Origin of the sequence: Microbispora rosea, from assembly GCF_900156315.1 — a bacterium.
Taxonomy (GTDB): Bacteria; Actinomycetota; Actinomycetes; order Streptosporangiales; family Streptosporangiaceae; genus Microbispora; species Microbispora rosea.
Map to the genome: position 1 here is coordinate 1 of NZ_FTNI01000037.1, position 26,018 is coordinate 26,018.

The following is a 26,018-nucleotide window of genomic DNA, read 5'->3' on the forward strand; positions in this document are numbered from 1 at the left end:
TGTACAGCGGGAGGTTCCACGCGCCCGGCTCGGTCTTGTCCGCAAGGAAGCACAGCACCGGCTCCGACGGCCTCTCCTCGAACTCCAGCTCCGCGTAGCCCGGGCCCATGCCGCGCAGGTTGCCGGAGAAGGCGTCCGACAGCAGGTCCTGGCCGGCGCCGTACAGGCCGAGCTCCTTGGCGAGGTGGGTGGTCGCCTGGAAGGTGTCCCAGGCGAAGGAGTGGATCAGCCCCGCCTCCTGGCCGTAGGTGTGGGTCATGATGAGCGAGATGTCGTCGCCGCAGCTTTCCACGTGGCCGTCGATGAGGAGTCCGGAGGACTTCGCCCGCTCGATCTCCCGCCGTGCCTCGGCCATCAGCCGGGGATGGACGGCGGTGTGGCCGACGAACCCCCCTGTGTCCGCTTTGATGATGCTCAACGTGATCATATAGCTCACCCCCATTGCCGCTATTCAGCCTGGCTGGGGTTGCACCTACTGGTTAGGGCAGGAGGTCCCGCAACCGAGGGACATCTGTACCGAGGGCCGCCGACGGCGCAACCGTTGCACCTTGCGCTCCATCTGCTTGGGCGAAGCGGTAAGCGCCGTCTACCCCCCGTTCGGGGCGCGTAGGGCGAGGATGGCCATGTCGTCGCGGCCATCGCTGGGGTGTTCGGCGATCAGCGTTTCCACAAGGTCGTGCAGGGGCTGATCGGCGTGAGCGGTGGCGATGACAGCGAGACGCTCCATCCCCTCTTCGATCGGACGCTCGTGGTGTTCGATGAGTCCGTCGGTGAAGAAGATCACTATGGCGCCCGGGGGTAGGCGGTGAGTGTGGTCCCGGCGTGGCTGGGCGGCGTCGACGCCGAGGGGCAGGTCAGGGTCGGCGTGCAGGTAGTGGGCCCGTTGCCCCGGGGCGATCAACAGCGGCGGGGGGTGGCCTGCGGTGCTCCACCGCAGCGTCCAGCCCTGACCTCCGGGTTCGATGCGGGCGAGGCATGCGGTGGTGACGGGGTCGTCGGTGATGCCGTGAACGGCGCGGTCGAGCTGGGCGAGGACGACGCTCGGCGCAGTGCACTGGTCGTACAGGAAGGCGCGCAGCATATTGCGAATCTGGGTCATGGCGGCGGCCGCCTGAATGTCGTGTCCGACGACGTCGCCGATAACTGCTGCACAGGCCTGGTCGGGAACCAGCATCGCGTCATACCAGTCTCCGCCGACGTTGCCGGGGACGATGGCGGGGCGGTAAGCGGCGGCAGCGTCGAACGGCTCCATGTGCTCAGGGAGCCGTGGCAGCAGGAGCCGCTGGAAGCGCTCGGCGTCACGGCGGGTCTGCTCGTGCAGGCGGGCATCGTCGATGGCCAGACCTGCGGCGCTGGCCAGCGCGACGATCAAGGTCTCGTCACGCACGAGGAAAGGCCGTCCGTCGAGCCGCTCGGAGACGTACAGGTTCCCGTAGATCTTGCCACGGATGATGATCGGGGCTCCCAGCAGAGTGCGCATTCGTGGATGCCCGGGCGGGAAGCCTGCCGAGTCCGGGTGGGCGGAGATGTCATCGACGCGTAGCGGTTCAGGGTGGGTGATCAGGCGGCCCAGCAGGCCGCGCCCGTGGGGAAACTCCGTTCCGGCCAGTTCATCCCTTTCCCGCTCGGACAGCCCCATGGGGATGAACAGTGCGATGTTTGTGCCTTCCTCATCAAGTACGCCTAGCGCGCCATAGCGGGCGCCGACCAGGTTCATCGCGGTGGACACGATCAAACCCAGCACGACGGACAGGTCCACCTCCCGGGACAGAACGGCCTCATACAGATCGTGCAGCTGGTCCTGGGCCCGGGCCAAGGACCTGAGCTGATCGGCGATCTGTTCCAACTCGGCGCCCAGGCGCAGACGCACCTGCTGCTGTGAACTTTCCTCATTCTGCGTCATCTTCGCCGCCCGGTGGCTAGGCGATCGGTCAAGTCGGAACTACCCGCCTGACCAGTGCCGACGCGGTTCCGGTCGGCAGCGGCGAGCTGATCGGGCTCGGTCCGGCGGCGCGGAGATTCTCCAAGCGCTCCCGCATGTTCCGGCCGCCGAGACCGATCGCCACGCGGCCGAGGAGGTTTGCCGTACGGCCGCCGAGCACGCGGACTCGTCGTCAGAAGGGCCAGCCGGCGTGACGGCCCGCCTCCAGCAGCGGGATCAGCCGGAAGCACGCGTCGGAGAACCCGCCGAACTCGTGGCGGTTGCCCGAGCCGGTCGGCATCGCCGCCGCCTTGTATCCGACGAGGTTGAACCCGTACAGCGGCACATGCGACGGGACCGCGGTCGTGACCCCGTTCGCGTAGTGGCCTGTCATGGTCTGCATGTCCGAGAGGATCACCGCCCGGTCGTGCCCCTTCCAGGAGCTGCGCAGCGCGTCGGCGATCTGCGTGCCGTGGCCCACCTCGCCGATCCGTCCGCAGAAGCGATCGACCTCGCGCAGCACCGACGCTCCCGGCCGGATCTCGTGCCGGAACGTGCCGTTCGCGAAGCCCACGAGGTCCACCTGGTCACCGCGTGCCGCCACGGCGACGCCGAACAGCGCGGCGGCCTGGACCGGCGTGACCGTCGACCGCGCGGAGACCGCGCCGGACGACATCGACGCCGACGTGTCGACCAGCACGAGCGTCCGTCCCCGGAACGAGGGCACGTTCCGCGCGGCCAGGGTCAGCGCCGTGTCCAGCGCGTGGCCCCACCGCAGCGACGGCGCCGTCCGGTACGCCGAGTAGAAGCGGAACGGCAGCTGCCGCGACCGCGCGACCTCCTCCGGGTTGGTCAGCTTGGCAATGATCTGACCCGCGAGCTCGTCGCCGATGCCTGCCTCGTCGAAGTTGCGCAGGTTCCGGAGCAGCGCCATGTACCCCATGGAGGGAATGACCGCCGCCCAGGCCTGAGCGTCCATCGGGCCCTGCAGCCAGCCGGCGAGCGCCTCCCAGGTGATGCCCGCGGCGGCCAGGCGGCGCGGGTCGGCCAGCACGGAGCGCCGCTCCCCGACCGGGATGGAGAGCAGCTCGGCCCGGTCGCGCAGCACCCGCAGCGACTGCGGGATCGGCTTGTCCCGGCCGTGACGCCGGTCGAGCGCGTGGGCGAACAGGTCGCCCTGCCACGGCCGGTCGCCGGCCGGGGTGGGGTGGACGAGATCGATGACGTCGCCGAAGCGGAAGCCGCGGGCATTGCTGTCGTACTTCGCCAGGGACCGCTCCGTGTAGAGCCGCTGAACGGCGTCGGCGATGCCGCGCTTCACCGGCTTCGGGATGGCCCGGCCGTGCCGCGACGTCCAGTACGCGAGTGCCTCGCCCGGCTCGTCGGCACGCTGCAGCACGGAGGCGACCAGCTCGCGGTTGCCGCCGTGCAGTCCAGCCGCCAGGCGGGCCCGTACGGCCTCCAGCGCGGCCACGACCGGCGCGGACCGCATGTTCGCCTCGCCACGCAGCCACGGCAGGAAGCAGGCCAGCCAGTCCCCGTCCTCGACGGCTACCTGGTGGACGAGGGCGCGGAAGCGCTCGTCGCGGTCGCCCGCCTTCTCATAGAAGGTGTCCTCGCCGACCATGTTGGAGACGGCGAGCAGGAACAGCTCCGACCTGGCGTCGCGGATGTAGCCGGGCGCGCCCTCGTACGTGCGGCCGGTCGGCTGCGCCTCGGTGGTCACCGGGCTGTCGGTCGTGGCCCGGGCCGTGCCACGGTTGAATCTGGCCATGAAAACGGGCCCCTTCCGCGATGGGAGGAGCCCGCGTCCAGAAAGCGCGCCCGAGATGTGAGAGTAGGCCTCGCCTGCGCACCGGGCACGCTCTGAAGTTGTGGTCCCCCCGAGATCAAGGTGACGGCGGACACGCCCACCAGATGGGCGACAGCCCCATGGGTGGGGCTGCAAGGAATCGAACCTCGAAGTAACCGCTGTCGGCGCACCGGGAAGTGCATATCAAGTTATGGCCTCCCGAGATCAGATTCGGCGACGGAATACGTAAGTGTCTTAGGCCACTAGACGACGCCGAACGAGTCGGCGGCGGGATTCGAACCCGCGTTGTTCCTTCGGTAGAGGAAGTAGCCGTTGCCTTCGCACCGGGAGGTGCATATCCAGTTGTGCGTTCCAGAGGTGCGCGGACGGTGCCGGCATAGTTTCACCCGAAGAAGTAGCCGGGGCCTTCGCACCTGGAACACCAGGAAGCCTAGCCCTCTCCGCACCTCGCCGCTTCCCATTTTTGCCATGCGAACTCGTATAGCCGGACGTATTGTCTTTTGTTTCTGCACAAGATGCGGGCCGGCCTGACATGCAGGGGACGCTGAGTAAACCGCTCGGATCAACGAAGGCGTCATCGATCCAACGCCCCCAGCAACGGAGTCACGCAGGCCGCGGCCCTGCCCTTTGCCCAAGTGCGGCCTAATCCAGGGTGCTTCAGGAGGTTCCGCTCGCGCACTGGGGTAGCACCGTCAAGAGGCTCCTCATGCCGTCGTGACGACGGCGGCTGGGCGAAAGCACTCTGATGGCGTGGTCGCGCCGAGATCGCACCTACCGAGGGGGGCGTATGAGAAGCCGAGGTTTCGTCTGCTGGAGAGCGTGTCTCACGACTGCCGGCGTTGTCACCTTCCTCGCTGCGGGGGTCGGCAGCGCCACGGCGGCCCGCGTTCCCCATGGCGACGATATAGACCCGTCGACACGTACCAACGTCTCGAACGCGATGCAGGGCGAGGCGTTAGCACACGTGAAGTACCGCGCCTATGCCAAGCAGGCGGACAGGGAGAACCTGCCCGACGTCGCGGAGCTGTACCGGCGCACCGCGCAGACGGAGCTGCGGGAACACTTCACCGAGCAGGCGAAGGTGATCGGCCTGGTCGGCGGCAACGCGGCCAACCTCCGCGCCAGCACCGGCGGCGAGTCCTACGAGGCGACGACGATGTACAAAGAGTTCGCCGAGCAGGCCAAGGCGGACGGCGATCGGGAAGCCGCCAGGCTCTTCTCCGAAGTCGGCCAAGACGAGGCCAATCACCGCGAGAAGTTCCTCCAGGCGGAAAAGGCCATCACCAACCGGGCGTCCCGGGCGACGATCCCGACCGACGTGCAGGCCAAGCCGGTGGAGATCCAGGCCGGCCCGCCCAAGGTCTCCTCCCGCCGGACACTTGACAACCTGCGGACGGCGATGAAGGGCGAGGCCCTCGCCTACGCCAAGTACACGCTGTACGGCGACAAGGCACGGGAGAGCGGACAGCCCAGACTCGCCAAGCTGTTCCACCGGACGGCCGCCGTCGAGCGCACCGAGCACTTCGCCGAGCACGCGAATCTGGCCGGCGCGGTCCGCGACACCGCGACCAACCTGTGCGCGACGATCAAGGGGGAGACACACGAGGGAACGCAGATGTACCCCAATTACGCCCGCCAGGCTTCAGCGGCCGGCGACACCGAGGCGGCGAAGGTGCTCAGCGATACCGCGAAAGATGAGCTGAAGCACGCGAAGGCCTTTTCCGGCGAGGTGTCCAAGCTCGGCAAGCAGTGCGCCACACCGAGCTGACCGATCACAGTGCCCCACTGCGGGGGCAGACAAGGCAGACATCCTCGTCAGGGACTGCGCGACACTCCTAGGAAGCTGCGATGGCCGGTTCCGAAAACGGACGCGGGGCCGCGGCTGTTCACACCGCTCGGCACCGCGCGGATGGTACGGCGGCTCGTGCCGGCGATTACGTCTGGGCGCTCGTCCGGATCTCGATCGGCTGGGTGTTCCTCTGGGCGTTCCTGGACAAGGCCTTCGGCTGGGGCTTCAGCACCCCCGCAGACCAGGCCTGGATCAGGGGCGCGAGCCCGACGACCGGATACCTGAAAGGCACAGCGAGAAAACCGCTCGGCGCTGTGTTCTCTCCTTTGGCCGGTTACGCGTGGGCCGACTGGCTTTTCATGATCGGCCTCTTGGGTGTCGGCGTGGCGCTCATCCTGGGGATCGGATTGCGCCTGACAGCGGTCCTGGGCGGGCTGCTGTTGCTTCTCATGTGGGCCGCCGAGCTGCCGCCCGAGCACAACCCGTTCATGGACTACCGCCTTCTCTACACACTCGTCATAGTGGGACTGGCCCTGATCAACGCGGGGGACACTCTCGGGATCGGCAGGTGGTGGGGGAACACCGCGCTGGTCCGGCGCTATCCGTTCCTCAAGTAAGCTCCGCGGCGCAGTCTCTGCGGGGATCAGTCGCGTCCTCTGGCCGGGGGCGTGGTTCTGCCTCACGAACGCGTGAGGCAGAACTCGTTGCCGTCGGGATCCCGCACGTGATCCAGTCCTCACGCTCGGCCTGAACCGTTGCCCCCAGCGCACACAGCCGCTTGACCTCTGCGACCGCGTCGGTGGTGCCCAGGTCGAGATGAACCCGGTTCTTGACCCGCTTGCTCTCCGGCACGAGTTGGAAGAAGATGCGCGGCAGCCTGCCGGCGGTGTGGACGAGCAGGACCGTAGGGTCGTCCTCCGGGTCGTCGACGCCCATGGAGCGCAGCCGTGCCAGCTCCTCCTCGTCGTACGGCGCGATCTCGTAGCCGTCCAGGGCCTGCGCCCAGAATCTGGCGGTCGAAGCCGGATGAGGGCTGTCGAAGACGATGTCCTTGATGGATGCCACAGGACTTCCCTTCAGAAACGGATGACGTCGGAGAATGGTGAGCCGAGCCACTGGTGGGATAACCGCCGAAAATCGTAGATCAGCTGAGGAAGCTCAGGCGGCGCTCAGCTAGGAAGGCGCTCGACGAGCTGACCGCGCGCCAAAGAGGGCACCGGCAGGGCCTGGGCGCCGCCGCTCACGCCGTACTCCATCACGCGTACGCACCCGTGATCGTGGTCCGCCACTTTCCGTAGGCGACCGTGGTGTCACGGAGTGCGACATCGGCGTAGCGTGGAGGAGACGCGTCTGAGGGCCGCCCATAGGGGCGAAGGAGGGCCGCCCATGGAAACCGTCGTCATTCGATCGTTGGAACCACTGATCGCCGAGTTGCGGGCACGAGGCTTCACTGTGGTGGCGCCGAAGGCTCGTGACAGGGTCATCCGGATGGACGAGATCGCCTCCGAGAGCGAGCTGCCCAGGGGGCACGGGGACGAGCAGGCGCCCGGCCGGTATCGATTGCGCGAGCGCGACGACGAGATGCTGTTCGGCTTCGCCGCGAGTCCCGACTCCGCGAAGCGCTACACACAGCCGCCCAGCCGGACCCTGTTCCGCATGAGGGGCGAGAACATCGAGGAGCCGGAGGCGGAGGTGCCGCGGGTAGCCCTGCTGGGCATACGCGCGTGCGATCTGGCCGCGCTGGCCGTGCAGGACCGGGTGTTCCTCGGGGGCAGGCATCCCGACCCCGACTACCGGAAGCGGCGGGAAGCGCTTTTTCTGGTGGCGGTGAACTGCGCCGTGCCTGGAGGGACGTGCTTCTGCGTCTCCATGGGCACCGGGCCGAAGGCGACCGCCGGCTACGACCTCGCGCTGACAGAGCTCGCCGGCCCGCACCGGTTCGTGGCCGACGCCGGCAGCGCGCGCGGCGCGGAGATCCTCCGGGCGCTCCCCCGCGTTCCGGCCGCCGAGGCCGATCTCGACGCGGCCGAGCGGGTCTCCCGTACGGCCGCCGAGCACATGGGACGGCAGGTGGACACCGAAGGGATCAAGGAGCGGGTGGCCGGCGCCCACGACTCGCCGCGCTGGCAGCAGGTCGCCTCCCGCTGCCTCACCTGCGCCAACTGCACCATGGTCTGCCCCACCTGCTTCTGCACCACAGTGGAGGACTCCACCGATCTCACTGAAGGGGCGGCCGAGCGGATCGAACGGTGGGACTCCTGCTTCACGCTCGGGTTCAGCGAGGTCGGCGGCTCGCCGGTGCGGGGGTCGGGGGCCGGGCGTTACCGGCAGTGGCTCACGCACAAGTTCTCCACCTGGTTCGACCAGTTCGGCACCTCGGGCTGCGTGGGCTGTGGCCGGTGCATCACCTGGTGTCCCGTCGGGATCGACGTCACCGAGGAGTTGGCCAACCTGCCATGACGGCCGAGGCGCGTCAGCCGCGCGCCGAGCGCGACGAACCGCGCCCGGGCCTGAGCCGTGCGTGCACGCCGGTCCGTCCGATGACGCCGGAGCTCTACCGGGTGCGTTCGCGGCGGGCCGACCGGGTGGACACGGTCACTCTCCAGCTCGTGCCCGTACGCGGCGGATGCCCGCCGTATCTGCCCGGCCAGTTCACCATGCTGTACGCCCCCGGGGTCGGCGAGGTCCCGATGTCGATCAGCGGCCGGGCCAGCTCCGGTGGATATGTCCACACCATCCGCGCGGTCGGCGCGGTCAGCGGCGCGTTGTGCGGCAAGCGGCCCGGAGACGTCGTCGGGGTGCGCGGGCCGTACGGCACCTGGTGGGACATCCCGGCCGCAGCGGAAATGGACGTGGTCGTCGCCGCGGGCGGGCTGGGCCTGGCGCCGCTGCGGCCCCTGGTGCGGGAGCTGGTGCGCCACCGCTCACGGTACGGGCGCATCAGTGTGATCGCGGGGACCCGTACGCCCGCGACCCTCGTCTACGGGCCGGAGCTGGCGCGCTGGCGCGGTAACGGCGTCGACGTCCAGGTGACCGTGGACCACCCCGATCACGTGTGGAAGGGGCCGGTCGGCCTGGTCACCCGGCTCCTCGACCGCATCGTCTTCGAACCGCGGCGCACGTTCGCCTTCGTGTGCGGCCCGGAGGCGATGATGCGGGCCACGGCCGACGACCTGGTGGGGCGTGGTGTGGCGGCTCGCCGGGTGGAGCTGTCGCTGGAGCGGAACATGAAATGCGGAATCGGCTGGTGCGGCCATTGCCAGCTCGGCCCGCTGTTCGTCTGCCTGGACGGCCCCGTGCTGAGCTATGAGCGCGCGGCGCGTCTGCTGGCCGTGAAGGAGCTGTGATGGGCGCATCCGGGAGAACACCGGCGAGGGGGCCGGGCGGCGCGCGGCCCCGGCTGGCGGTGTGGAAGTTCGCCTCGTGCGACGGGTGCCAGCTCACCCTGCTCGACTGCGAGGAGGAACTGCTGTCGGTGGCCGCCCAGGTGGAGATCGCCTACTTCCTGGAGGCCTCCAGCGCCCCCGGGCCGGGCCCGTACGACCTCTCGCTGGTGGAGGGGTCGATCACCACTCCGGACGACCTTGAGCGGATCCGGCACGTGCGCCGGGTGTCCACGCGCCTGGTCACCATCGGGGCCTGCGCCACGGCCGGGGGGATCCAGGCGCTGCGAGACTTCGCCGACGTGCGGGAGTTCCTGTCGGTCGTGTACGCCCGGCCCGACTACATCGCCACGCTGGACCGCTCGACACCGATCTCGGCCCATGTGCCGGTGGACTTCGAGCTGCGCGGCTGTCCCATCGACAAACGGCAACTGCTGGAGGTCGTCTCGGCCTTCCTCGCCGGGCGGCGCCCGGTCGTGCCGCCGAACAGCGTCTGCGTCGAGTGCAAGGCCCGTGGCAACGCCTGCGTCATGGTCGCCCACGGCACGCCCTGCCTCGGCCCGGTCACCCAGGCCGGCTGCGGGGCGCTGTGCCCGGCGTTCGACCGCGGCTGCTACGGCTGCTTCGGCCCCATGGAGAGCCCCAACGTGCGTGCCCTCAACCGGCAGCTGCGCGAGCTGGGAATGAGCACGCCCGAGCTGGTGCGGGTCTACCGGACCTTCAACGCCGGCGAGGAGCCCTTCCGGCAGGCGTCCGAGGACGCCGACCCGGAACTGCTCGGCCATGAGAAGGCACCGGGCGAGGACCGGGGAGGCCGACGGTGACCCACAAGACGATCACGGTCGGAGGCCTGTCCCGGGTGGAGGGGGAAGGCGCTCTGCTCGTACGCGCCCGCGACGGGCGCATCGAGGACCTGGAGCTGCGGATCTACGAGCCGCCCCGGTTCTTCGAGGCGCTGCTGCGTGGCAGGTCCTACACCGAGCCGCCCGACATCACCGCCCGGATCTGCGGCATCTGCCCGGTGGCCTACCAGATGAGCGCCTGCCAGGCCATCGAGGCCGCCTGTGGGGTCGAGGTCACCGGTCCGCTACGCGACCTGCGGCTGTTGCTGTACTACGGCGAATGGATCGAGTCACACACGCTGCACGTGTATCTGCTGCACGCGCCCGACTTCCTCGGCTACGACAGCGGCATCGCGATGGCGGCCGACCACCGGGACCTGATCCAGCAGGGGCTGGCGCTGAAGAAGGCCGGCAACGACCTGGTGGCGGCCATCGGCGGCAGGCCCATCCACCCGGTGAACGTCCGCGTCGGGGGCTTCTACCGCGTGCCCTCCCGCCGCGAACTGGCCCCCGCCGCCGAGCGACTGCGCCGCGCCCGTGAGATCGCCCTCCGAACCGTCTCCTGGGTGGCCGGCTTCGACTTCCCCGACGTCGAACACGGCTACCGCTTCCTGGCGCTGCGTCACCCCGGCGAGTACGCGATCCTGTCCGGGGCCCTGATCACCAGCGACGGCGGGAGCTTCGGCGTACGGGAGTGGCCCGAGCATGTGATCGAGGAGCAGGTGCCGCACTCGACGGCGCTGCACGCCCGGCTCGACGGCTCCCCTGGCTATCTCGTCGGGCCGATGGCCCGCTACAGCCTCAACTCCGCCCAGTTGTCGCCGCTCGCGCGGGAGGCGGCCGCGGCGGCGGGACTCGGGCCCGCCTGCCGCAACCCCTTCCTGAGCATCGTCGTGCGGGCGGTGGAGATCGTGCACGCCTGCGACGAGGCCCTGCGGATCATCGATGATCTGGCCGAGCCCGACGCGCCGTACGTGCCCGTCGAGCCCCGCGCCGCCACCGGCCACGGAGCCTCGGAGGCGCCGCGCGGGACGCTCTACCACCGCTACCGCATCGACGCCGACGGGTTGATCGGCGAGGCCGACATCGTGCCCCCGACCTCGCAGAACCAGGCGCGTATCGAGGCGGACCTGCGGCATCTGATCGAGCCCCGGCTCGACCTGCCCGAGGAGGAGCTGGCCACGCTGTGCGAGCGCGCCATCCGCAACCACGATCCCTGCATCTCCTGTTCGGCGCACTTCCTCCACCTCCATGTCGACTCGCGATGACATCGTGGTGATCGGCCTCGGCGGGGACGGCCGGGGCGACGACGCCGCGGGCCTCGAGGTCGTACGGCGACTGCGCGGCCGCCTCTCGTCGTCCGTCGTGATCGTGGAGAGCGCCGGAGACCCGGCCCAGCTTGTCGAGGCCTGGACCGGCGCCCGTCTGGCCGTCGTGATCGACGCCGTCTCCTCCGGTGCGGCGCCGGGCACGGTGCATCGCCGGACCGGCGTCGAGGGCGGGCCGTCCTGGCACGGCAGCTCCCACTCCTTCGGCCTGGCCGACGCCGTCGACCTCGGCCGTGTGCTCGGCCGCATGCCCGCCCAGCTCGTCGTCATCGGCGTCGAGGGCGGAGACTTCACGATCGGCGCGCCGATCACGCCGCCGGTGCTGTCCGCGATCGACGCCCTCGTGCGGGAGCTGGAGGAGAGATTCCGGCAGGATTCCCCATGACGCGCCGGTCCGTGACGTGGACGGCCGGGACACGGTCTTTCGGCCCTGGCCCAGGGAACAGAGACCCTATTTCGCGACATCCGTCCCGGGGGAATCTGGCCAGGTGAAGCGGATCGCACTGCTGGCAGGCACGCTCGGCGCCGTGATCGCCGGAGGCGTGCTCCACCTCCTCGGAGCCGGCCCAGCCGGTGACGCCCTCTGGGCGGGCGGCACCGTCCTGGCGCTCGCCCCCGCCGCCTGGTGGGTGGCCTCCGCCCTACGCGCCGGCAGGCTCGGCGTCGACGCGATCGCGGTGCTCGCCCTCGCCGGTGCGCTCGCCGTACGGGAGTTCCTCGCCGGAGCGCTGATCGCCGTGATGCTGGCGGGCGGCAGGGTCCTGGAGGACTACGCGCTGCGACGGGCACGCCGCGATCTGACCGCCCTGTACGAACGGGCGCCACGGTCCGCCCGGCGCTACGAGGAGGGCGTCCCCCGCCTGATCGGGGCCGAGGAGGTGCGCCGGGGAGATCGGCTGCTGGTGCCCGGCGGCGAGCTGGTGCCGGTCGACGGCGTCGTCGAGTCCGGCTCCGCGCTGCTGGACGAGTCCGCGCTCACCGGCGAGTCGCTGCCGGTCGAGCACCGGACGGGGGAAAGCGTGGCCAGTGGCGTGGTCAACGCCGGGCAGGCGTTCGACATGCGTGCCACGGCGACGGCAGACGACAGCGCCTACGCGGGTGTGGTGCGGCTGACGCGGGAGACGGAGGCGGGGTCCGCCCCGGTCGTCCGGCTCGCGGACCGGTTCGCGGCCTGGTTCCTGCCGGCCACGCTCCTGCTGGCCGCAGGCGCCTGGCTGATCTCTGGCGAGCCGGTGCGGGCGGTCGCCGTGCTCGTCGTGGCCACACCCTGCCCGTTGCTGCTGGCCGCCCCCGCCGCCATCGCCTCCGGCCTGTCTCGCACCGCGCGGCAAGGTGTCGTGGTGAAGGGCGGCGGAGCACTGGAGACCCTGGGCCGGGCGCGGACGCTCGTCCTCGACAAGACCGGCACCCTCACCGAGGGCCGCCCGCAGGTGATGGACGTGGTCGCGGCCCCCGGCGGGGACTCCGACGAGGTCCTGCGACTGGCGGCCGCGGTGGACCAGATGTCCTCACACGTGCTGGCCGCCGCCATCGTGCGCGCGGCGCACGGGCGGCGTCTGGCCCTGCCCGCTCCCGAGGACGTGTCGGAGGTGCCGGGCACGGGCACGTCGGCGCTGGTCAAGGGGCGCCGTGTCCGCGTGGGCAAGGCCACGGGCGCGCGGTCCTCCCCCTGGGAGGCCGCTCAGCGCGCACGCGCCGCTCTCGACGGCGCGATGACCGTCTGGATCACGGTGGACGACCAGGTGAGCGGCGTCATTCTGCTGCGCGACGCCGTCCGCGGGGATGCGGGCCGCACGCTGCGGCGGCTGCGCGCCGCCGGAATCGAGCGGGTCGTGATGCTCACCGGCGACCGTGCCGACGTGGCCGAGACCGTCGCCGGCGTGCTGGGGATCGACCGCGTGCTGGCCGAGCAGACCCCGGCGGCCAAGGTCGAGGGGGTGCGGGACGAGGCGCGGCGGGCGACGACCATGATGGTGGGCGACGGGATCAACGACGCACCGGCGCTGGCCGCGGCCGACGTCGGCGTGGCGATGGGGGCCCGCGGTGCGGCCGCCTCCGCCCAGACGGCAGACGTGGTGTTGACGGCCGACCGGCTCGATCGGATCGCGGACGCGATGGACGTGGCACGCCGCACACGGCGGATCGCCGTCCAGAGCGCGGGAACCGGAATGGCGCTGTCTCTGATCGCCATGGCCGTCGCCGCCGTGGGCGCGCTGCCGCCCAGCGCCGGCGCCGTGCTGCAGGAGGCCATCGACGTCGCCGTGATCCTCAACGCGCTTCGCGCCCTGCGCCCGATCCGGGGGACCCGGCTGCCCCTCGACCGGCCGACCTCCGAGTTGCTGCGGCGTTTCGAGCGAGAGCACGCCGATCTGCGCCGGCCGCTCGAACTCATCCGGGACGTGGCCGGCCGCCTGGGCCGGCGCGACCCCCGCGAGGCGCTGGCGGACCTCCGTGACGTCCACGTGTTCCTGACTCGCGACCTCCTGCCGCACGAGCACGACGAGGAGGCGCGGCTGTATCCCGCCATGGTGCGGCTCCTTCGCGACCCTGAGGCCACGGTCACCATGAGCAGGGCCCACGCCGAGATCGACAAGCTCGTCCGCCGGTTGGGCCGTCATCTCGACCTCGCCGCGGACGACGGTCTGCGCCCGGAACAACTCGACGACCTGCGGGCCTGCCTGTACGGCCTGTACGCCGTGCTCACCCTCCACTTCGCTCAGGAGGAGGAGGCATACTTCTCTCTCGCCTCCAGCTCTTCGTGATGGCGCCTACCCGTCAGGCCGGCTGTTTCGTGACCGGGTGCGTGCGCGACGGCGTCTCCATCGCCACACCTCGTCGGCGCCCCAGACGACGAGAGGGAAGGGAAGGAGGAGCACGAACTGAGCCGGCTCGGGCGGCGCCGTGCCGAAGACCGCGCGGAACGGCGGCACGAGGACGACCACGGCGGCGAAGGCGATCTCGAACGCGATCCCCCACAGCAGCAGCCGGTTGCTGGTCACGCCGATGGCCCGCAGGGACGCCGATTGGGTGCGTGCGGCGAAGGCGGTGCCGATCTGGCAGACCACGATGCCCAGGAAGGTCATGGTGGTGGCCTGCTGCCAGGTGTGGTGCAGCGCCGAGCCGGGTCCCGTGGCCGCGCCCGGATGCCAGCCGCCCAGCAGGAGCGTGCCGAAGAAGGCCCCCAGCACCAGAACCGCCGACACTCCGCCGAGCAGACCCCAGGCACGGGCCAGCATGGCGCCCTGGATCACCCCCTCAGATCGGCGACGGGGCGGGCGGTTCATCAGGCCGGGTTCCGCGGGTTCGCGGCCCAGGGCGAGCGCGGGCAGCGTTTCGGTGCCCAGGTCGATCGCGAGGAGCTGGAGCACGGTGAGCGGGAGCGGGACCCTGCCTCCGGACAGCGCGAACACGAGGAACGGGATCACCTCGGGTGTGGCGTGGGCGAAGATGTAGCAGATGAACTTGCGTACGTTGTCGTAGACGCGCCGGCCCGCCTGCACGGCGTCGACGATCGTGGCGAAGTTGTCGTCGGTCAGCACCATGGTGGCCGCTTCGCGGGCGACGTCGGTCCCCGAGACCCCCATCGCGACGCCGATGTCGGCACTGCGCAGGGCGGGGGCGTCGTTGACTCCGTCACCCGTCATCGCCACCACGTGGCCCTCGGCCCGCAGCGCATCGGCGATGCGCAGCTTGGCCTCCGGCGAACTGCGCGAGAAGATCAGCTCGTTGCCCTTGCGGAGCAGGGCGTCCAATTCGTCGTCGGTCATCGCGTCCAGTTCGGACCCCGTCACCACCTGAGTGCGGTCGCGGGCGATGCCGACCCGCTTGGCGATCATCGCCGCGGTGAGCCCGTGGTCGCCCGTGACCACGATGAGCCGGATTCCCGCCGTATGGCAGCGAGCGACCGCGTCGGGCACCTCGGGGCGGGGCGGGTCGAGCATGGCGACGACACCGAGGAAGGTCAGCTCGGCCTCGGCATGCTCACGCCGGGCAGGCAACGGCACGCCGGCGTCGAGGGGACGCCGGGCCACTGCGAGCAGGCGCAGCCCTTGGGACGCGTAGCCGTCCACCACCTCGGCGATCTCCGCGCGGTCCCGCTCCCCGATCGGCCGCGTCGCGCCGTCGGCGGTCATCATCATCGTGGTGCGTTTGAGGACCTCCTCCGGAGCGCCTTTGGCGTGCACCCACGGCGTCCCGTCGACCGTGTCGACCGTCGACATCATCCGCAGAGAGGGATCGAAGTGGAACTGCCGTCGCCGCTCGCCGTTGTGGCCGCTCTCCCCGAGTGAGACGCTCATCCGGAGCAGGGCGATCTCGGTCGGGTCCCCCGTCTCGGCCGGTTCGAGAGCGGCGTTGTTGCAGCGGGCGGCCACCCCTGCGACCGCCCTCAGCGGCGGTGAAGACGAGAGGCCGGCCCACTTTCCGCCGGTGTTCCGGATCGGGCCGGCGCTGGTCCAGATGTCGGTCACACGCATCCGGTTGAGCGTGAGCGTGCCGGTCTTGTCCGTGCAGATCACGGTGGTGGAGCCGAGGGTCTCCACGGCGCTCAGCCGCTTGACCACCGCGCCGCCGCGGGCCAGCGCCCGGACCCCGACGGCCAGGGCGAGGGTGATGGTGGGCAGCAGTCCTTCGGGGACGTTCGCGACCAGCAGGCCGACGGCGAACTTGAACGCGTCGGCCAGCGGGAGGCGTGCCACCAGGGCGGCGACGGGCAGGACGGCCGCGCCCGCCGTGACCGCGACGATCGCGATCAACCAGGCGACCCGTTTGACCTGAAGTTCCAGCGGCGACTCGTCCCTGCCGACGCGCTGGGAGAGCGCGGCTATCCTGCCCAGCTCCGTGTGCATTCCGGTGGCGAACACCAGCGCCCGAGCCTGCCCACCGGTGCATGTGGTGCCGCTGAACAGCAGGTCTCGCGCCTGGAGCAGCGGACCGGCGCGATCGTCGAAGGCGGCGGACCTGTACGCGGTCAACGACTCGCCGGTCAGCGTCGACAGGTCGATCTCCGCCGCGCCGTCGAGCATCCGGGCGTCGGCCGACACCCGGTCACCCTCCTCGACGACCAGCACATCACCTGGCACGAGCCCGCCGGCGTCGATCACCTGGAGCCCGCCGTCCCTGACGACCTTGGCCTTGGCCGGCAGGTAGCGGGCCAAGGTCTCGACGGCGTGCTCGGCCTGCTGCTCCTGCGCGAAGGCCAGGAGCGCGTTCAAGACGATCACCAAGATGATCGCGATGGTGAGCGGAGCCGTGTGCGCCGCCATCGCCAGACCCGCCGCCGCCCACAGCAGCAACGCCAGCGGATGGGTGAACTGGCGGCCGAGCTCTTTCGCCCAGTTCCCCCGGGCCTTCCTGACCAGCTGGTTCGGCCCGTACACCACAAGGCGACGTGCAGCTTCCCTGGAGGACAGCCCGGTAGGACGCGTCCGCAGATCACGGAACAGCCGGACGACGGGTTCCCGCGGATCCGACGGCCGGCCTTCGGTTTCCGACATCGGCGACCACCCTCAGAATCGACCTGGTTCGCGCCGCTCGTCCCCCTCCCCCATCGGGCGCTGCGGCGAGGCGCCGTCAGGCGAGCACGACTTCATGCGGCACCGCGCCGTGTCTCGCTCGCGCGCAGGGCGTCGCACAGCAGCACGGTGAGCACGGCCGCGGCGGCGGCCATCGCCCAGCCGAGCGGCGGCAGCGGCGCGAGGGCCAGCGGCGCCCCGAGCACGGGCACCGCCGTCACGAGGGCCTGCAGGATCAGCGTGGCCGACACGGCCGCCGCCACCGCGCGGCCGTGCCACCAGTCGCGTTCGAACGTCCGCCGGCGCGCCCTGACCACGTACGCGAGGGTCAGGCGGGCGAAGACCAGGGCGAGCACGGCCTGGGTGCGCACCTGCTCGTCGCTCCAGCCGAGCCGCCTGGCCGTCTCCACGACGGCGAACACCAGCGCCGCGACGACCACCGAGCGCACGAGGATGCGGCGCAGCACCCGCCACGACAGGAGCCCGTCGCGGCGCGGGCGCAGGGCGAGCGGGTCGCCCGCCGGCCGGTCCACGCCCAGCGCGATCGCCGGGATGCCGTCCAGGACCAGGTTGATCCAGAGCAGGTGCACCGGCAGCAGCGGCACGACCATGTCGGGCCAGACGAGCAGGCCGGTCAGGACGATGAGGATCTCCGCGAGGTTGCCGGTGAGCAGGTAGCCGATCATCGAGGCCACGTTGTGGTGCAGGCGGCGGCCCTCCCGCACGCCGGTCACGATCGTGCCGAGCTCGCCGTTGGTCACCACGACGGCGGCGGCCTCGCGGGCGACGTCCGTGCCCTCATCTCCGGCCATGGCCACGCCGACGTCGGCGTGGCGCAGCGCCGGGGCGTCGTTCACGCCGTCGCCGGTCATCGCCACCACTTCGCCGCGTTCCTTCAGGGCCCGCACGAGGCCGAGCTTGGTCTCCGGGTCGACCCGTGCCACGACGGCGGCCTCGGGCAGCAGCGCCCGCCCGCCGTCCCCCTCGATCGTCGCGCCGGTGACGAGCGGCTCGGGGTCGATGCCGACCTCCTTGGCGACGGCGCGAGCGGTCTCCGCGTGGTCACCGGTCACCATCACGACCCGGATGCCGGCGCCCCGGCAGTCGGCCACGGCCCGGCGGGCCGAGGCCCGGATCTCGTCCCGAAGTGCCACCAGACCGATCGGACGCAGCCCGGCGGCGTCGAGGTCACCCGTCCGTCCCTCCGCCAGTGCGAGCACCCGCAGCCCGCTCCGGGCCAGCCCTGGCACAGCCTCCGCCAGCCGGTCGGTCTGCCCGCCGGGCGCGCAGCGGGCCAGCACCGCCTCCGGCGCCCCCTTGACGGTCAGCAGCGGCGGCCCGCCGTCCGGCGCGGTGACCACGGCCATCGACCGGGTCTCGGCGTCGAAGGGACGCGCGTCGAGTCTGGCCTCGGTGGGCGGCAGCCGTACGCCGTGACGGGCGGCCGCGTCGGCCAGCGCCACGTCCACCGCGTCGCCCAGCCCGTCGCGGGCGTCGTTGCAGCGCAGCGCGGCCCGCCACAGATCGGCGCCAGGGACGGTGACATGGTCGGCCACGGTCAGGTGGCCGGTGGTGAGCGTGCCGGTCTTGTCGGTGGCGATGACGGTGGTGGCGCCCATGGCCTCGATGGCCGGCAGCCTGCGCACGATCACTCCGAGACGGGCCATCCGCTGCGCGCCCAGAGCCAGCGCGGTGGTGACGGCGGCGGCCATGCTCTCGGGTACCGCGGCGATGGCCAGCGCCACCCCGGCCAGAATGATGTCGATCAGGGCGGCCTCGCCCCTGCTCACCCGGGTCAGCCCGATGAGCACCATGATCATTCCCGCCGCGACCGCCAGCAGGCCGATGCGCCGCGACACCTGTCCGAGTTCGATCTCCAGCGGCCCCTTGCCCCCGCCGCCGAGGGCGGAGGCGATGCGCCCCACCTCGGTGCCGGATCCCGTGCGCAGCACCTCGGCCGTACCCGAGCCGCGCACGACGAGCGTGCCGGAGAAGACCTCGCCCGCGCGGTCGCCGAGGGGCACACCCGGGCCGCCCGCGCCGCCCGCGTGTTTCTCGGCCGACAGCGACTCCCCCGTCAGCGGCGCCTCGTCCACGGCGAGCGCGCCCGCCTCGACCAGCCGGGCGTCGGCGGGGACCCTGTCCCCGGCCGCGACGGTGACGATGTCGCCCGGGACGACCTCGGCCGCCGGGATCCGGCGTACGACGTCGCCGCGCACGACGGTCGCCATCGGCGCGGTGAGGGTGCGCAGGGCCCGCACGGCCTTGTCGGCCCTGGTCTCCTGGGTGACCCCGATGACGACGTTCACCAGCAGGATGGCCAGGATCGCCGCGCCCTCGGGCACCTCGCCGAGCACGAGGAGCGTGACCAGACCGGCGACGAGCAGCAGGACGGACATCGGATCCGCGAGCTGGCGGGCGGCCCGGACGAGCAGGTTGGGCGGTTTCGGCTGGGGGATCTCGTTGGGCCCGTGCTCGGCCAGGCGGCGCGCGGCCACTTCCTCGGTCAGCCCGGTCAGGGTCCGCACAGCGGGTTCCATGCCCTCAGCAGATCACCCGGGTATCGGCGACGGCTCCGGGCGAAAGCCATCGGCCCAGAGGACCTTCGGCCCCGGCGGAGGGGCACAGCGAGAAGACCATCGGGAAGCACGGCTCCGACCTGCCGAGCACGCCCGACGCGCAGCGCGCACCCCCGCCGCCACCCTGGCGGCCCGCTCACGACCCGGCCGCCGGGGTCGAAGCCCGTCCGAGAACCTCGGGACCAGGGTCCCTGCCGAGAGGGGGAGGAGGCCCCTGGAGGTCTGCCGGGCGCCGGTCGACGCTGGGAGCATGGCTCCAACCGTTGCCGAGGCATGTGACGTCCTGCTGCGTGACGGCGGGGTGGCGCACATCCGGCCGTTGCGGCCGTCGGACCGGGACGCCCTGCACGCGCTGATCGGGAGGTCCTCGCCGCGCTCGGCCTACCTGCGGTTCTTCACCGGCGGCGCCGCCTCGGCCCACGCCTACATGGATCGGATCACCGGCCCCGGCTACCGCGGGCGCGCGCTGGTCGCCCTGGTCGGCGGCCTCGTGGTCGGCGTCGCCGAATGCATCCCCGACCCGGACGGCGCGGAGGCCGAGCTGGGGATCCTGCTGGACGACCTGGTGCACGGCCAGGGGCTCGGCACGCTGCTGCTCGAACACATCGCGCTGGACGCGGCGGACGCGGGCATCGAGGATCTGGTCGCCACCGTCCTGTCCGAGAACCGGGCGATGCTGCGCGTCCTGAACGATCTCGGCCTGCCCGTGGAGAGGCGGTACGAGCACGGGCAGGTCGAGATCCGCATCGCCACGCGGCCCACGGAGAGCCTGGTGGCCGAGATCGAGGCCCGGGCACACGAGGCGGAGCGCAACTCCCTCGCACACGTGTTCACCCCGTGCTCGGTCGCCGTGATCGGGGCCAGCCGTCGTCCGGAGCGCGTGGGGAATCGAGTGCTGCGCAACCTGGTCGACGGGGGTTTCCCCGGGCCGATCTATCCCGTCAATCCCCGGGCCGCCGAGGTGCGCGGCCTGCCGGCCTATCCCGACCTCGCCTCGCTGCCCGGACCGGCCGAGCTGGCGGTGATCGCCGTCCCGGCCCCGGCCGTGCTCGGCGTCGCCCGCGAGTGCGCCCGTCACGGGGTGCGCGCCCTGGTCGTCCTCACCGCCGGCTTCGCCGAAGCCGGCGGACGCGAGACGCAACGGGAACTGCTGCACGTCTGCCGCGAGGCCGGCATGCGGCTGGTCGGGCCCAACTGTCTCGGCATCGTGAACACCGTGGCCCGCCTGCACGCCGGCTTCCTGCCCGGACGCCCACCCGCGGGTCCGCTGGGACTGATGTCCCAGTCGGGCGCGGTCGCGGCCGCCGTCATCGAGCGTGCCGGACGGCTCGGCCTCGGCGTCTCCTCGTTCGCCTCCGTCGGGAACAAGGCGGACGTCAGCGGAAACGACCTGCTCGAATACTGGGAAGACGATCCCGCCACCCGCGTCATCGCCCTGTATCTCGAATCGTTCGGCAACCCGCGCAGGTTCGGCCGGATCGCCCGCAGGATCAGCGCCCGCAAACCGATCATCGTCGTGAAAAGCGGACGCAGCGCCTCGGGGAGCCGGGCCGTCCACTCGCACACCGCGGCCGCGGCGACCCCCGATGTCGCGGTGGACGCGCTGCTGCGGGCATGCGGCGCGATCAGGGAGGACAGCGTCCAGGATCTGCTCGACACCGCCCGGCTGCTGGCCTGTCAACCGCTTCCGGACGGTCCCCGGGTCGCGATCGTCGGCAACTCCGGCGGCCCCCAGGCGATGACCGCGGACGCCTGCGAGCGGCTCGGCCTGGTCGTGCCGGACCTGCACCCCGCCACCGCACAGGCGCTGCGTGCCCGGCTCCGCCCGGCCGCGGCCGTCGGCAACCCCGTCGACCTCACCGCCGAGGCCGACGCCGCCGACTTCGCCTTCGCGATCGCGACCGTCCTGGCCGACCCGGGCGCCGACGCCGTGATGGTCGTCTACACCCCGCCCTTCGGCGCAGGGCTGAACGCGACCAGGGAAGCGATCGCGACCGCCACCACGGGGGCAGCGAAGCCCGTGCTCGCCTGCCTGGCCGGGCACGACGAGCTGATCGACGGCCGCGTGCCCGCGTACGCCTTCCCCGAGCAGGCCGTGCACGCCCTCGCCCAGGCCGTCGGCCATGCCGCGTGGCGCGCCCGGCCGGCTGCCCCGATGGGAGACGTCCCGGGCATCGACGTCGCCGCCGTCCGGCGGATCGTCGCAGCGGACCTGGCCGCCCACCCCGAGGGACGCTGGCTGGACGAGCGCACGACGACCCGCCTGCTGTCGGCCTACGGCGTCCACGTCACCGAATCCGTCACCGTCGACGGACCCGAGGCCGCCGCCGAGGCGACCGCGCTCACCGGACTACCCGCCGTGCTCAAGGCGACCGGCCCACGCCTCGTCCACAAATCCGACGTCGGCGGCGTCCGGCTCGGTCTGCGGACACCTGAGCAGGTCCGGCACGCCTACCGGGAGATGTCGGCCCGCCTCGGCCCCGCCATGCAGGGAGCGATCGTCCAAGCCATGGCCGATGAGGGCACCGAACTGATCATCGGAGGCGTCGCGCACGAGACGTTCGGGCCACTGATCATGGTGGGGCTCGGCGGTGTCGCGACCGAGCTGCTCGCCGACCGCGCCTTCCGCGTGCCGCCGATCGACCGCACGGAGGCCGGGAGAATGATCGGCGAGCTGCGTTGCGCGCCCCTCCTGCACGGTTATCGAGGCCGGCCGGAGGCCGACCTCCCCTCGCTGGCCGACCAGATCGTGCGCGTCGGCCGCCTGATGGACGACCAGCCTGACATCGCCGAACTCGACCTCAACCCCGTCATCGTGACGCCGGGCGGGGCGGTGGCCGTGGACGCGCGCGTACGGCTCGCGCCCGCCCCGCCTCTCCCCTCCCCCTTCCGGCGCCGTCTCCGATGAACACGTATCGGGAAGCCACCGAAGACGAGTGCGGCTCTCGTACGGACGCGCGTCAGGGCTGAATGTTCTCCAGGTCCTCCAGGAGGCTGGAGTGCGTCGGCCGCCACCCGAGGGCCTCCCGGGTGTGGGCGCTGGACGAGGGCTGGTCCATAGCGAAGATCGGGCCGAACGGGCCGAAGTTCTCCTGCGGGACCTCCCCCACCGGCAGGTCCAGCCGCCGGCCGATGACCGTCGCTATGTCCCGCACCGCGTCACCCTCGTCGGCGACGGCGTGCCAGGACGTCCCGGCCGGCGCCGACTCAAGGACCAGGCGGAACAGGACCGCCGCGTCGAGCGCGTGCACGGCCGGCCAGCGCTGGGTGCCGTCGCCCGGGTAGCCGGCCACTCCGGTGCGGCGCGCCGCATCGACCAACAGACCGGCGAATCCGCCCTGTCCCTCGTTGTGGACCGTGCGCGGCATGCGGACAGCCATGCCACGCAGGCCGCGCGAGGCGAGATCCAGCAGTGCTGTGACCGAACGGCCTCGGCCCCCCACCGGTCCGTCGGCCGGCAGCGGATCGGCCTCGGTGGAGGCGCGCCCCGGCACCCAGGGCGTACCCGAGACCGTGACGATCGGGCGGTCGCTGCCGATCAGTTCCTGCCCCAGCGCGGCGAGAGCGGCGCTCTCCTCCGCGACGGCCTGCGCGAGCGCGTCCGGGCTGCCGTAGTCGCGTCCGAACGCCAGACTGATCACGCCGTCGGATTGTGCAGCGCCGGAACGCAGGACGTCGAGGTCCGCCAGATCTCCTCGCAGCACCGTGGCGCCGGCGCTCTCAAGGGCCTGCGCGGAGCCGTCCGAGCGAGCCAGTGCGAGAACGGTGTGGCCGTTGCCGAGCAGTTCGGCGACTACGGCGGAGCCGATGGTGCCGGTGCCGCCGGTGACGAAGACGTGCATGAGCCCTCCCCAAAGTGATGAGACCTTTGTCCCATCACCGACCTTACATGGTGACGGGACAACAGTCGCATCACCTATCCTGGTCTCATGGCCAGATGGCAACCGGGGGCGGCCCAGCGACTCGTCGTAGCGGCCGTCGACCTGTTCACCGAGCAGGGGTACGACGCCACCACGGTGACGCAGATCGCCGAGCGCGCCGGCGTCACCAAGAGCACCTTCTTCCGGCACTTCTCCGACAAACGTGAAGTACTGGTGGCCGGTCAGGAGACGCTCAGCAGGCTGCTCGCCGACGGCATCGCCGAGGCGCCCGCGAGCGCCAGCCCGCTTCAGGCGGTGGCAGCCGGTCTCGAGCGCGCATCGAGCGCCATGGGCCCGGCGAACCGTGAACTCGGCCCCCGCCTCAAAGCGGCCGTGGCGGCCAGCTCCGAACTTCAGGAGCGCGACGCCCTCAAGAGCGTCGGTCTCGCGGCCGCCATGACAGCCGCGCTCATCGACCGGGGTGTCCCCGAGCCGACGGCGCATCTCGCCGGCGAGCTGGGAGTCCTCGCGTTCAAACGGGGCTACGCCCGGTGGTGCGAAAGTGGTCGTGACGACGCGGGAGGGCTCGCGCCTCACGCGCTGGCGGCCTTGGAGGACCTGCGCGCGGCGACCGCGTCGCTGGGCTGATCGATGCCGCCCGGCCGTCGCCGGCCGTGCCCGGCGGGGTTTGTTTCAGCGAGGCGCCGGATACGGGGCGAACGTAGGCGTCAGGACAGAGCGAGCACGCAGAACACGTCGCCCTCCGGGTCGGCCAGGACCGTCCACGGGTTCGACGTTGGTCACCCGGGTCCCTCGCTGGAATCACCCCAGCCGAGCGCGTCCGCCCAGAACCGCCCGAGCGCCACGTCGTCCCGCGCCTTGAAATCCATCTGGACAAGTCGCAGTGCCACGCCGCCAACGCTATGCCCGAGCGACGGACCGGGTTGAACCGCGCACCTTCCGCTCAGCCGGCGCCAACGGGCAGATCGGGGAGGGAGTCTCCGGGGAAGCCGTAGCACGGGTGAACCTCGCACCGCATCATCCCGGCTCGAACGCAGGGGTCCCCGGCCATGATCTCCGCGGCTTCTTCGGCCGGCACGGTCATGATCGCGACGCCCGCCACGGTGTCGGAGGCGACCGGGCACAGGATCGCGATCACCCCCTCGGCGCGCAGCGAGACCATACGCCGCTGGTGTTCGAGTTCGATCGCGTCAGCGCCGTCCATGGTTCGCTCCGGCCCCCACGAAAGGAGCGCCAGGCTATAGGGCTTCGCGGTCGCGGCCAGAGCCCGGATCTGTTCGTCGGTCACGCTCGTGCTCATGACGTCTCCCTACTTCTCGATGCGCTCGGCCAGCGAGACGATGATTCCTTCGGGCCCGCGGACGTAGGCCATCCGCCACACGCCTTCGTATTCGCCGACGCCTCCCACCAGGCCGTAGCCGTCGGCGGCGGCGTGCTCGACCGCGGCATGGAGGTCGTGCACCTCGAAGGCGACGTTGCGCAGGCCCAGCTCGTTGGCCGGCGCGGCAGGCGAACCCGAGAGGTGATCCGGCCGCGTGAAGCTCGACAGCTCCAGCGTCGTGCCTCCGCCGGGCGCTCGCAGCATGACGATCTCGGTGCGGGCGCCGGTCATGCCGATCACCGTGTCCAGGAACTCGCCTTCGACGGCCATCTTCGGATCGGCCTCCAGACCGAGGCCGACGAAGAACGCCGTCACGGCATCGAGGTCGGCGACGGTGATGCCGACGTGGTCGAAGCGCCTGATGAATGTCATCGGATCCCCTCCGGGTTTCTTTAAGAGACGCCGAAAAGGTAACACCCGAAGTTCCGTAAGGGAACCCCAGTTGCTAGATTGCTGCCATGCAGCGAACGCGGTTCGGGGACATGGCGTGTTCCATCGCGCGCACCTTGGACGTGATCGGCGAGCCCTGGTCGCCGCTGATCCTGCGCGACGTGTGGGCCGGGGTGCGCCGTTTCGACCACATCCAGGCCGACCTGGGGATCTCCCGCAAGGTGCTCACCGAGCGGCTCAACCACCTGGTCGAACAGGGTGTGCTCGAGCGGCTGCCCTACGACGCCCGCCCCCGCTACGAGTACCACCTCACCGCCAAGGGCGCCGATCTCGTCGAGATGCTCATGGTGATGGCCCGGTGGGGTGACCGCTGGCTCGCCGGCGAGGCCGGGCCTCCCGTCCTCTACCGTCACCATGCCTGCGGCCAGATCGGCCACGTCGACCCACGCTGCAGCCACTGCGGAGAGCCGATGCACGCCGACGACGTCGACCTCCTCCCCGGCCCGGGCGCGGCCTGAAGACCATGAGAAGCAGGTCGACCGCGCGCCGAACACGGTTGCCGAGAGGAGTACGCCTTGTCCGCCAGCACGGTCGCCGGCCGCCTGCGGGGGCGGCCCAAGCCCCGGCGTGCAATCCGGATCGTGTTCAGCACGCGCTGGAAGTACGGGCTGTCACCGTGCTGGCCAGGGCTGAGGATCCGCGCGAGGGGACGGCAGCGCCGGTCGGCGACCAGGTGAATCTTGGTCCTCAGCCCACCGCGGGAGCGACCCAAGGCCTCCCGATGCGTCATCGTTTTGTGATCTACGACCTCCCCCTTGGCGGGACATCGGCCGGTGGCGAATGCCGGGCCCCAGCGGCATGCTGATGAGCCCGCACGACAGTGGAGTCCACACTCACCGTCCAGTCCTGGCCGTCGACCTCATCGCATCCCGCCCTCAGTCTGTCCAGGATCTGCTCCCACGTGCCGTCCATCGACCAGCGGCGATGCCGGTTGTAGACCGTCTTCCAGTTCCCGTAGCAAGGCGGCAGATCACGCCAGGGAATGTTGGTCCGGACCCGAAAGAAAACGCCATTGATCACCGTCCGGTGGTCGGCCCACCGGCCACCCTGCCGAGGATTGACCGGGAGCAGCGGCGACAGCCGCTGCCACTCCTCATCGGACAAGTCATGACGATTCGGGCGATCTTCCACGTGACTG

The 26,018-nt window shown here is 71.2% G+C and carries 22 protein-coding genes; 11 read left to right on the forward strand and 11 right to left on the reverse strand.

Translation table 11 applies throughout. The features are described from left to right. The 3 genes from BXA11_RS35945 to BXA11_RS35955 form a co-directional block, all read right to left on the reverse strand. A partial coding sequence (locus BXA11_RS35945; RefSeq protein WP_143734719.1) for a fructose 1,6-bisphosphatase occupies positions 1-427 on the reverse strand: 427 nt, incomplete at its 3' end. Positions 428-586: 159 nt separating this feature from the next. Next, positions 587-1,903, reverse strand: coding sequence for a PP2C family protein-serine/threonine phosphatase (locus tag BXA11_RS35950; protein ID WP_076441841.1), 1,317 nt, complete (start codon positions 1,901-1,903; stop codon positions 587-589). A gap of 211 nt (positions 1,904-2,114) precedes the next feature. Further along, on the reverse strand, positions 2,115-3,695 hold the full coding sequence (locus BXA11_RS35955; RefSeq protein ID WP_076441843.1) for a TROVE domain-containing protein: 1,581 nt from the start codon (positions 3,693-3,695) through the stop codon (positions 2,115-2,117). Between the two features lie 826 nt (positions 3,696-4,521). On the opposite strand from BXA11_RS35955, the gene BXA11_RS35960 reads away from it, so the two are divergent. Together BXA11_RS35960 and BXA11_RS35965 are read left to right on the forward strand one after the other, a co-directional pair. After that, positions 4,522-5,502 (forward strand): rubrerythrin family protein, encoded by a 981-nt coding sequence (locus tag BXA11_RS35960; RefSeq protein WP_275409768.1) that lies wholly within the window; start codon positions 4,522-4,524, stop codon positions 5,500-5,502. 80 nt (positions 5,503-5,582) lie between these two features. Then, positions 5,583-6,140 carry a DoxX family membrane protein gene (locus BXA11_RS35965; protein ID WP_076441847.1) on the forward strand — a complete coding sequence of 186 codons (558 nt, stop codon included), beginning with the start codon at positions 5,583-5,585 and terminating at the stop codon, positions 6,138-6,140. Here BXA11_RS35965 and BXA11_RS35970 read toward each other — a convergent pair. Continuing rightward, positions 6,133-6,588 carry a VOC family protein gene (locus tag BXA11_RS35970; protein ID WP_239105243.1) on the reverse strand — a complete coding sequence of 152 codons (456 nt, stop codon included), beginning with the start codon at positions 6,586-6,588 and terminating at the stop codon, positions 6,133-6,135. The two genes, BXA11_RS35965 and BXA11_RS35970, sit on opposite strands and share 8 nt — an antisense overlap. 321 nt (positions 6,589-6,909) lie before the next feature. On the opposite strand from BXA11_RS35970, the gene BXA11_RS35975 reads away from it, so the two are divergent. The 6 genes from BXA11_RS35975 to BXA11_RS36000 all read left to right on the forward strand — a co-directional run bounded on the left by BXA11_RS35975 (position 6,910) and on the right by BXA11_RS36000 (position 13,838). Then, complete coding sequence (locus tag BXA11_RS35975) at positions 6,910-7,983, forward strand: 4Fe-4S dicluster domain-containing protein (protein WP_076441849.1); 1,074 nt, start codon at positions 6,910-6,912, stop codon at positions 7,981-7,983. Then, on the forward strand, positions 7,980-8,870 hold the full coding sequence (locus BXA11_RS35980) for an FAD/NAD(P)-binding protein (protein WP_239105244.1): 891 nt from the start codon (positions 7,980-7,982) through the stop codon (positions 8,868-8,870). The genes BXA11_RS35975 and BXA11_RS35980 overlap by 4 nt, the downstream gene beginning before the upstream one ends. Continuing rightward, the gene (locus tag BXA11_RS35985) at positions 8,870-9,730 is read left to right on the forward strand and encodes an NADH-quinone oxidoreductase subunit B family protein (protein ID WP_051762412.1); all 861 of its coding nucleotides are present in this window, start codon (positions 8,870-8,872) and stop codon (positions 9,728-9,730) included. The genes BXA11_RS35980 and BXA11_RS35985 overlap by 1 nt, the downstream gene beginning before the upstream one ends. Beyond that, positions 9,727-11,016 (forward strand): Ni/Fe hydrogenase subunit alpha, encoded by a 1,290-nt coding sequence (locus BXA11_RS35990; protein WP_076441851.1) that lies wholly within the window; start codon positions 9,727-9,729, stop codon positions 11,014-11,016. The genes BXA11_RS35985 and BXA11_RS35990 overlap by 4 nt, the downstream gene beginning before the upstream one ends. After that, positions 11,000-11,461 carry a hydrogenase maturation protease gene (locus tag BXA11_RS35995; RefSeq protein WP_076441853.1) on the forward strand — a complete coding sequence of 154 codons (462 nt, stop codon included), beginning with the start codon at positions 11,000-11,002 and terminating at the stop codon, positions 11,459-11,461. Before BXA11_RS35990 ends, BXA11_RS35995 begins: the two co-directional genes overlap by 17 nt. A 103-nt stretch (positions 11,462-11,564) precedes the next feature. Next, complete coding sequence (locus BXA11_RS36000; RefSeq protein ID WP_076441855.1) at positions 11,565-13,838, forward strand: heavy metal translocating P-type ATPase; 2,274 nt, start codon at positions 11,565-11,567, stop codon at positions 13,836-13,838. A 6-nt stretch (positions 13,839-13,844) separates the two neighbouring features. Here the strand turns inward: BXA11_RS36000 and BXA11_RS36005 are convergent, their stop codons facing one another. Together BXA11_RS36005 and BXA11_RS36010 are read right to left on the reverse strand one after the other, a co-directional pair. Continuing rightward, entirely contained in the window at positions 13,845-16,571 is a 2,727-nt protein-coding gene (locus BXA11_RS36005) for a cation-translocating P-type ATPase (protein WP_076441857.1), read from the reverse strand. 92 nt (positions 16,572-16,663) lie between these two features. After that, positions 16,664-19,129 (reverse strand): cation-translocating P-type ATPase, encoded by a 2,466-nt coding sequence (locus BXA11_RS36010; protein WP_076441859.1) that lies wholly within the window; start codon positions 19,127-19,129, stop codon positions 16,664-16,666. 289 nt (positions 19,130-19,418) lie between these two features. On the opposite strand from BXA11_RS36010, the gene BXA11_RS36015 reads away from it, so the two are divergent. Then, positions 19,419-22,076 carry a bifunctional acetate--CoA ligase family protein/GNAT family N-acetyltransferase gene (locus tag BXA11_RS36015; RefSeq protein ID WP_076441861.1) on the forward strand — a complete coding sequence of 886 codons (2,658 nt, stop codon included), beginning with the start codon at positions 19,419-19,421 and terminating at the stop codon, positions 22,074-22,076. A 52-nt stretch (positions 22,077-22,128) separates the two neighbouring features. Here BXA11_RS36015 and BXA11_RS36020 read toward each other — a convergent pair whose 3' ends face one another. Next, on the reverse strand, positions 22,129-23,010 hold the full coding sequence (locus tag BXA11_RS36020; RefSeq protein WP_076441863.1) for an SDR family oxidoreductase: 882 nt from the start codon (positions 23,008-23,010) through the stop codon (positions 22,129-22,131). An 87-nt stretch (positions 23,011-23,097) separates the two neighbouring features. Here BXA11_RS36020 and BXA11_RS36025 point away from each other — a divergent pair, with 87 nt between their 5' ends. Then, the gene (locus tag BXA11_RS36025) at positions 23,098-23,676 is read left to right on the forward strand and encodes a TetR/AcrR family transcriptional regulator (protein WP_076441865.1); all 579 of its coding nucleotides are present in this window, start codon (positions 23,098-23,100) and stop codon (positions 23,674-23,676) included. Positions 23,677-23,992: 316 nt separating this feature from the next. Here BXA11_RS36025 and BXA11_RS36030 read toward each other — a convergent pair whose 3' ends face one another. Together BXA11_RS36030 and BXA11_RS36035 are read right to left on the reverse strand one after the other, a co-directional pair. Further along, positions 23,993-24,337, reverse strand: a complete 345-nt coding sequence (locus tag BXA11_RS36030) for a YciI family protein (RefSeq protein ID WP_204053985.1) — start codon at positions 24,335-24,337, stop codon at positions 23,993-23,995. Positions 24,338-24,358: 21 nt separating this feature from the next. Continuing rightward, complete coding sequence (locus BXA11_RS36035) at positions 24,359-24,802, reverse strand: VOC family protein (protein WP_076441869.1); 444 nt, start codon at positions 24,800-24,802, stop codon at positions 24,359-24,361. An 86-nt stretch (positions 24,803-24,888) separates the two neighbouring features. Between BXA11_RS36035 and BXA11_RS36040 the strand changes: the two genes are divergently transcribed. Beyond that, positions 24,889-25,338: a winged helix-turn-helix transcriptional regulator gene (locus BXA11_RS36040; RefSeq protein WP_076441871.1), complete on the forward strand. Its 450-nt coding sequence runs from the start codon at positions 24,889-24,891 to the stop codon at positions 25,336-25,338. Here the strand turns inward: BXA11_RS36040 and BXA11_RS45875 are convergent. Continuing rightward, on the reverse strand, positions 25,230-25,724 hold the full coding sequence (locus BXA11_RS45875; protein WP_373320678.1) for a transposase: 495 nt from the start codon (positions 25,722-25,724) through the stop codon (positions 25,230-25,232). The genes BXA11_RS36040 and BXA11_RS45875 overlap by 109 nt on opposite strands. After that, positions 25,622-26,011, reverse strand: a complete 390-nt coding sequence (locus BXA11_RS45880; protein WP_076441875.1) for an IS5 family transposase — start codon at positions 26,009-26,011, stop codon at positions 25,622-25,624. Before BXA11_RS45880 ends, BXA11_RS45875 begins: the two co-directional genes overlap by 103 nt. Positions 26,012-26,018: the final 7 nt, after the last annotated feature.